Origin of the sequence: Flavobacterium sp., from assembly GCF_044348915.1 — a bacterium.
Taxonomy (GTDB): domain Bacteria; phylum Bacteroidota; class Bacteroidia; order Flavobacteriales; family Flavobacteriaceae; genus Flavobacterium.
On the sequence record NZ_JBIKRX010000016.1, the window covers coordinates 42249 to 48699 of the forward strand.

Here is a 6451-nt window from a genome sequence, read left to right on the forward strand (position 1 = left end):
GAAGATTGTGTTCTATTTTTTCGTTCTACTTTTATATATTTACATAATATTAACTCATAAAAATTAACAAATGGAACCCAACCAATCCAACACAACAAATTATAATTTCGAAAAAATTGTAGATACGATTATTCGACTTGGCGTATTAGGTGTTTTATTGATGTGGTGTTTTGATATTTTAAAACCATTTGTGCTCATTTTGGTGTGGGCGGTTGTTATTGCAATTGCTATTTATCCTGTGCATGTATTTTTTGAAAGAATTTTTAGAGGCAGAAAGATTTTTGCAGTTGTTGTACTTACTTTACTTTTGTTGAGCTTTATAATTATTCCCAGTGGACTGATTATTTATTCTCTTTATGAAGGAGTAAATCATTTTCGAGATGCTTTTAATAGCGGGGAACACTTAATTCCGCCTCCAGGAGGAACAACAGATAATTGGCCAGCAATAACCAAACCTATTATTGATATCTGGCAATTGGCTTCAGATAATTTACAAGATGCTGTTTTGAAATATTCCGACGAAATAAAAGAATATGGTGCATTATTGTTATTAGCATTAGCTGGGTTTAGCAAAGGAATTATATCCTTTATAGTCTCTATTATTATTGCAGGAGTTTTATTAGTTTATGCTGATTCGTCAGAAGCTGTAACCAAAAAAATAGTTGGAAAATTAGTGGGTAAAAACAGCGAAAATTTCGCAGAAATAACGGTGATAACCATTCGGAATGTTGTCAAAGGTATTCTTGGAGTGGCATTTATTCAAGCAGCGATGATTGGTGTTGGTTTTTTTCTTGCGGGTGTTCCCTTTGCAGGCTTATGGACTATTTTGTGTCTCATTTTAGCTATTGTTCAAATAGGTGTGGGGCCAATAGCAATACCGGTTGTCATTTATATGTTTTCTGTTTCGGATACAACTACTGCAGTAATTTTGGCTATTTGGATTGGAATCACTCTTGTGTCAGATAATGTTTTAAAACCTATTTTATTAGGAAGAAATGCACCGGCACCGATGCTTGTAATCTTTTTAGGCGCCATTGGAGGTTTTTTGTACAATGGTTTTATTGGCTTATTTCTAGGAGCTATTGTGCTAACAATTGGTTATAAGCTTTTCATTTCTTGGTTAGATACCGAAAACTGATTTCTATTAAATTTTCTTAGTTCGAATGTGAATTATTTTTTAAATTATACCTAGTCTATAGAATTATTACTTTTCTACAATAACTCTTAATTATTTGCTTTTTCAATAGTATATTTTTCAATTTTTACGAATGTGGTATTGATTGTGTTTTTTTCTTAGGTTATGATGTTAATTTTAAGTTTAATATCTCTGTTCTTAGGCTTCAACGAACTTTAAAAAATTTTAAAAAGTTCTTGCTTTGTATTGCAATTACTATAAATTTGCAAAATATAATATAATATCTATGGATTTAGTAGGGTTAATAATTGCAGGATTGGTTGTTGGTTTTATTGTGGGGATGACAGGAGTAGGAGGAGGATCATTGATGACGCCAATTTTGTTGTGGTTTGGAATACCAGCATCAACTGCAGTAGGAACCGATTTAATATATGCTGCGATTACAAAATCAGGTGGTGTATTTGTACACAACAAGAAAAAAAATATTAATTGGACTATTACTGGTTGGCTTACTCTTGGGAGTGTTCCCGCAGCTTTACTAACCTTGTGGATACTTTCTAACTTGAAAACTGATATTGACGTTTTGAACAAAACGATAAAATTTAGTTTAGGTTGGGCTCTGCTATTTACTTCTATAGCTATTATTTTCAAAAAGAGACTCCTTGCTTTTTCTCAGAAACACGCTGGAGATAAGTTTCATAGCGAAAGCAAAACTCAGAATTTCTTGACCGTTGCAATAGGTGTTTTGTTAGGAGCTACCGTAACTCTTACTTCGATTGGTGCTGGTGCTTTGGGAACAGTTACTTTGTTTTTCTTGTATCCTCTTTTGCCAACCCCAAAATTGGTTGGTACCGAGATTGCGCACGCTGTTCCTTTAACTTTGGTTGCTGGCTTAGGGCATGCCTCGCTTGGACATATGGATTTTACTGTTTTAGGGTATTTGTTAGCAGGTTCATTGCCAGGAATCTATATTGGTAGCCTACTCAGCGGAAAATTGCCTGATTTATTTCTTAGAAATGCCATCGCCATGATGTTGTTTTATGTAGGATTCAAGTTGGTTGCCTGATATCAAAAATAACAAAAGCCTTTTATTTTACTGCCATTACTTTTACGCTGCCGATATTGATTAAGTGCAGTTCAATGTGTCTGTCTTTGGCTTTTCTTTTAAATTCACTAATGATCTCTAAAATATCATAGTCAATTTGGCGACTTTCACTTCCGTCGATGGTGAGAATACAATATTCAGGAACTTCGTCTAATGCTTTTCTTAGTTTGACTTTGTTTAGGAAAGTCACATTATTATTCAGTTTTATGTATTGCGTTTCGATGCCGTGATGACGAGTAAGACTTATTTTATATTCTACTTTGAAGTTACTGTGAATAATATAATAGATTGATATCAATAAGCCTATGCTTACTCCAATCAGCAAATCAGTAGAAAGAATTACCACAATAGTGATCATAAATGGAATAAACTGTTTGCGTCCCAAACTCCACATATTGCTGTACAAACTTGGTTTTGTCAGGTTGAATCCTGTAATTAATAAAATAGAAGCTAGTGAAGCATAGGGTATTTTATTCAATAAAAAAGGAACTAATAAAACCGCTAATAATAAAAACAATCCGTGTGTAAAAGCCGAAAGTTTGGTTCTTGCTCCAGCGTGTACATTAGCAGAACCTCTTACTACTACCGCCGTCATCGGTATTGCCCCTAATAATCCACAAGTCATATTTCCAATTCCTTGAGCAACAAGTTCACGATTTACAGGTGTGATGCGGTTGCGTTTGTCTAATTTGTCAACTGCCTCAATACAAAGCAAGGTTTCTAATGAGGCTAATAAACCGATAAGAATACCGTGTTGCCAAATTTCAGAAGAAGAAAATAGTTGTGAAAAATCTGGAAAAGTGATGCTTTCGAAAATATTCAAGGGGATCGAAACCAATTGCGTTGATCTAAGCGAATAATCCGATGTAATATTCGTGAATACAATATTGGTAATTACTCCAATAATTACAACCAAAAGCGGAGCGGGAATAATTTTTAATTTTTTGGCAAAGGGCTGCTGCAGAATGACAAGTACCGCAATTGAAACGGTAGTAATCAGAATGGCTCCTCTGGTAATGTGATAATTAAAGTTTTTGATATTGCCCAGAAAATTGTCAGGCGAAAACAACTGAATGAACCCACTGGTCCAAAAGTCGGGTTTGTCGTATCCTAATGCTAAAGGTATTTGTTTCGAAATTAGAATGATTCCAATGGCTGCCAACATTCCTTTGATGACCGAGGACGGGAAATAATTGGCAATCGTGCCCAGTTTAAGCAATCCCAGAATTATTTGAAAAAGACCCGCAATGACTACCGCGAGGAGAAAAAGTTTGTAATCGCCCAACGAAATAATGGCTGCTGCAACCATAGTCGTCAAGCCTGCTGCAGGACCTGAAACAGCCAATTGAGAACCACTCGCTAATGAAACTACCAATCCACCAATGATCCCGGAAAGAATCCCAGAGTAAAGCGGTGCGCCTGAGGCCAAGGCTATTCCCAAACAAAGCGGTAATGCAACTAAAAAAACGGAAAGTCCAGCGGGTAAATCGTGTTTAAACCAGATAATTCTATAGTACTTGAGTGCTCTATTCATTTTATGAAAATTATGCCCAAAGGTAAGAATTTTATAGAGGTACTTTTGAATTTAGCACACTAAATATTCATATGTTTTGAATAGCTCTCCGTTGATTTTAATAATACAAGAAACTTTGTTTTTTGAACCAAGTTGATGATGACTCAGGTTTTATACTTCATCCTCAATGTATTCTAAAATATCTCCAGGTTGGCAATTCAGCGCTTTGCAAATCGCTTCCAAAGTACTGAATCGAACAGCTTTTGCCTTTCCTGTTTTTAAGATAGAAAGGTTAGACAATGTCAAATCGATTTTACTAGATAGTTCGTTAAGCGACATTTTACGCCGCGCCATCATTACATCTAAGTTTACTATAATTGCCATATCTTAGATTGTAAATTCGTTTTCCGATTGCAATTCGACTCCTTTTTTGAAAATAAGGGCAATAACATAAAGCACTGCTGCCATCAAAATAAAGGCTTGACTATCGACAAAAAATTTATTCAAAGGTTCGATTTCGTATCCGCGATGTTGCCAGTTTTTTCCAACCTCACGACCGATAAAGCTCACAAGCCCAATAGCAAATGTCATATTGCTCAAACGAGTAATTTTTGTAGAAACAAAAGTATTGAACGGTTTTTCAAGATCTAACTTGAGCAGAAGATCAATAACAATATAAAATAAAATGCATTTAAGAATCGAAAGGATTAAAACAAAACTATACATTCCATAAAATACCCAGTGACTGCTATTGTACAAGGCGCTTAAATCCATTTTTTCGTATAAATTACCGACGACTTCTGGTTTGAAAATACTAAATGCAAAATTGACCAATAAAGCACCGGCTTCAATGCACAAGCCTACAAAAATAATCCAAGCTACAATTTGTAGCACAATAAATACAAAGTTGTTTTTTGCTTTCATATATGTAAATGTTTATTTGTTAGTTGTCATATATGTTATCGCCTTTTGTTTATTGGTGTTTACTTGCGTAAACTTTTTGTTAATGGCGATTTCATAATTATTTCATAATTTAAAATTATTCAGCAAATATAATAAATATTTATTGAATAACAATAAATATATAACTATAAAAGACAAATATTTTTTGAATCAATAATTGATTGTGGTGAAAGTTTGGATTGTACTCTAAGGATTTTAGTATAAGCTTCCACAATTCAGATAGCTATCGGAACCGACTTTGAGGTAGTGATTTACGATTTCCAACCGACTTTATTTTGGGTTTAATTTTATGTCAGTCACAGACTGACGAACACATCCTCAAAGTCGGAGACATTGTGGAGCAGGCTAAACTAAAAAATTTACGCCTGCTTAAAGAAGTTATGGATGGAATAAATGGTATTTGATTGGATAGGTTTACAAGTTATTGCTCCCGTTCCGTTGTCAGAATCAGTCGCGGTTTGACATTTAAACTCCATTTAAAAATCTTTGTAGGTAATAGTTTTTTTGTAAATTTGGAAAAAGTAAATTTTTTGTATTATGAAAACACAAATTATACAAGATTATAACGGATTGCCAACGGGCGTTTTTATTCCGATTGAAGATTGGGAAAATATAAAAAAACACTATCCCAATATTGAGAATGTTGACCAAGAATTGCCTCAATGGCAAAAGGATATGCTTGATATTCGTTTAGCTGATGTAAACAATCCAGATAAATTAGAACCTATCGACGAACTTTTTAAAGTTTTGGACGCAGAATGAATTATACGGTAATCAACCACAAAGAAGTTAAAAATGATGTTTTGCAAGCCAAAGATTGGTACAGAAGTCAGCAAAAAGGCTTAGAAAAACGATTCGCAAACGAAGTTAAAATTACACTCAGCTACCTTATTAAAAATCCTTTATTGTTTGAGGTGAAATACAAAACCGTAAGAACTGCCTACACTGCAATTTTTCCTTATGGAGTACATTATCACCTTAACGAAAATACCAAAACTATTACTATCCTCGGCATCTTTCATACCTCAATATCGCCTGATAAATGGGTTAAAAGATTATAGAATGACATAAGAAAAAATCAAACTAAATAATATCAATAAAAAACTTCGCATAGCAACCTCACGACTTCGGGTAGCGGGGTCTGGGGTAAAACGCGTTGCAAACGCTACGATTTGATTATTGATTTAAGTAAGTACTCGATGCAATCGAGCACCAGTGGGGACACTTCGGGCAGCGGGGGTTTTACAACAGATACAGATGTTACCAGATGGACTTATATTTTTTCATTGTCAGAAACAATGCTTACTTTTGAGCCAACACCTACTAAAATACAACTAAAAGAATTTTTCAAAGCATTTTCATATAAAACTTCAATTTTATATTCACACTCACTAATTCTTTTTTTAGAATTATTTCTAGCAAAAATATATCGAGAATTATTTTTTTCTAAATCCCAAGGTACAGATTTACTGTGAAGAGTGACGTCACCTGAGATTAATATAAAATCTATTATTGTTGCTCTTTCACCTTTGTTATTTAAATCAATTTTAATTTCTCCATCATGTTTTGTTCCTGCTCCATTCAACCAAAGTTTTGGTGCAACTATTAATTTTATAGGTATAGGCGCTTAGAGCACCCTTGTTATCTATTGATTTTATTGATATTTATTCAAATTTCACCATCTTTTTCATTAACACATCGAAGATTGTCCCCATATTTGACCTTCTATTGTATC

The 6451-nt window shown here is 34.1% G+C and carries 8 protein-coding genes; 4 read left to right on the forward strand and 4 right to left on the reverse strand.

Going from position 1 to position 6451, the window contains the following annotated elements; all coding sequences use genetic code 11:
• The first annotated feature begins 70 nt into the window (after positions 1-70).
• Positions 71-1138 carry an AI-2E family transporter gene (locus ACIQ1E_RS04745; RefSeq protein ID WP_396169168.1) on the forward strand — a complete coding sequence of 356 codons (1068 nt, stop codon included), beginning with the start codon at positions 71-73 and terminating at the stop codon, positions 1136-1138.
• A 283-nt stretch (positions 1139-1421) separates the two neighbouring features.
• Complete coding sequence (locus tag ACIQ1E_RS04750; protein ID WP_396169170.1) at positions 1422-2201, forward strand: sulfite exporter TauE/SafE family protein; 780 nt, start codon at positions 1422-1424, stop codon at positions 2199-2201.
• 22 nt (positions 2202-2223) lie between these two features.
• On the opposite strand, the gene ACIQ1E_RS04755 is transcribed toward ACIQ1E_RS04750, so the two are convergent.
• The 3 genes from ACIQ1E_RS04755 to ACIQ1E_RS04765 form a co-directional block, all read right to left on the reverse strand.
• Entirely contained in the window at positions 2224-3774 is a 1551-nt protein-coding gene (locus ACIQ1E_RS04755; RefSeq protein ID WP_396169171.1) for a SulP family inorganic anion transporter, read from the reverse strand.
• A 150-nt stretch (positions 3775-3924) separates the two neighbouring features.
• Positions 3925-4137, reverse strand: coding sequence for a helix-turn-helix domain-containing protein (locus ACIQ1E_RS04760; RefSeq protein ID WP_396169173.1), 213 nt, complete (start codon positions 4135-4137; stop codon positions 3925-3927).
• 3 nt (positions 4138-4140) lie between these two features.
• The gene (locus ACIQ1E_RS04765; protein WP_396169175.1) at positions 4141-4677 is read right to left on the reverse strand and encodes a DUF2975 domain-containing protein; all 537 of its coding nucleotides are present in this window, start codon (positions 4675-4677) and stop codon (positions 4141-4143) included.
• Positions 4678-5253: 576 nt separating this feature from the next.
• Between ACIQ1E_RS04765 and ACIQ1E_RS04770 the strand changes: the two genes are divergently transcribed.
• The gene (locus tag ACIQ1E_RS04770) at positions 5254-5478 is read left to right on the forward strand and encodes an addiction module component CHP02574 family protein (RefSeq protein ID WP_396169177.1); all 225 of its coding nucleotides are present in this window, start codon (positions 5254-5256) and stop codon (positions 5476-5478) included.
• Entirely contained in the window at positions 5475-5777 is a 303-nt protein-coding gene (locus ACIQ1E_RS04775; protein WP_396169179.1) for a type II toxin-antitoxin system RelE/ParE family toxin, read from the forward strand. Before ACIQ1E_RS04770 ends, ACIQ1E_RS04775 begins: the two co-directional genes overlap by 4 nt.
• Before the next feature lie 212 nt (positions 5778-5989).
• Here ACIQ1E_RS04775 and ACIQ1E_RS04780 read toward each other — a convergent pair whose 3' ends face one another.
• Complete coding sequence (locus ACIQ1E_RS04780; protein WP_396169181.1) at positions 5990-6301, reverse strand: hypothetical protein; 312 nt, start codon at positions 6299-6301, stop codon at positions 5990-5992.
• Between the last annotated feature and the right edge of the window lie 150 nt (positions 6302-6451).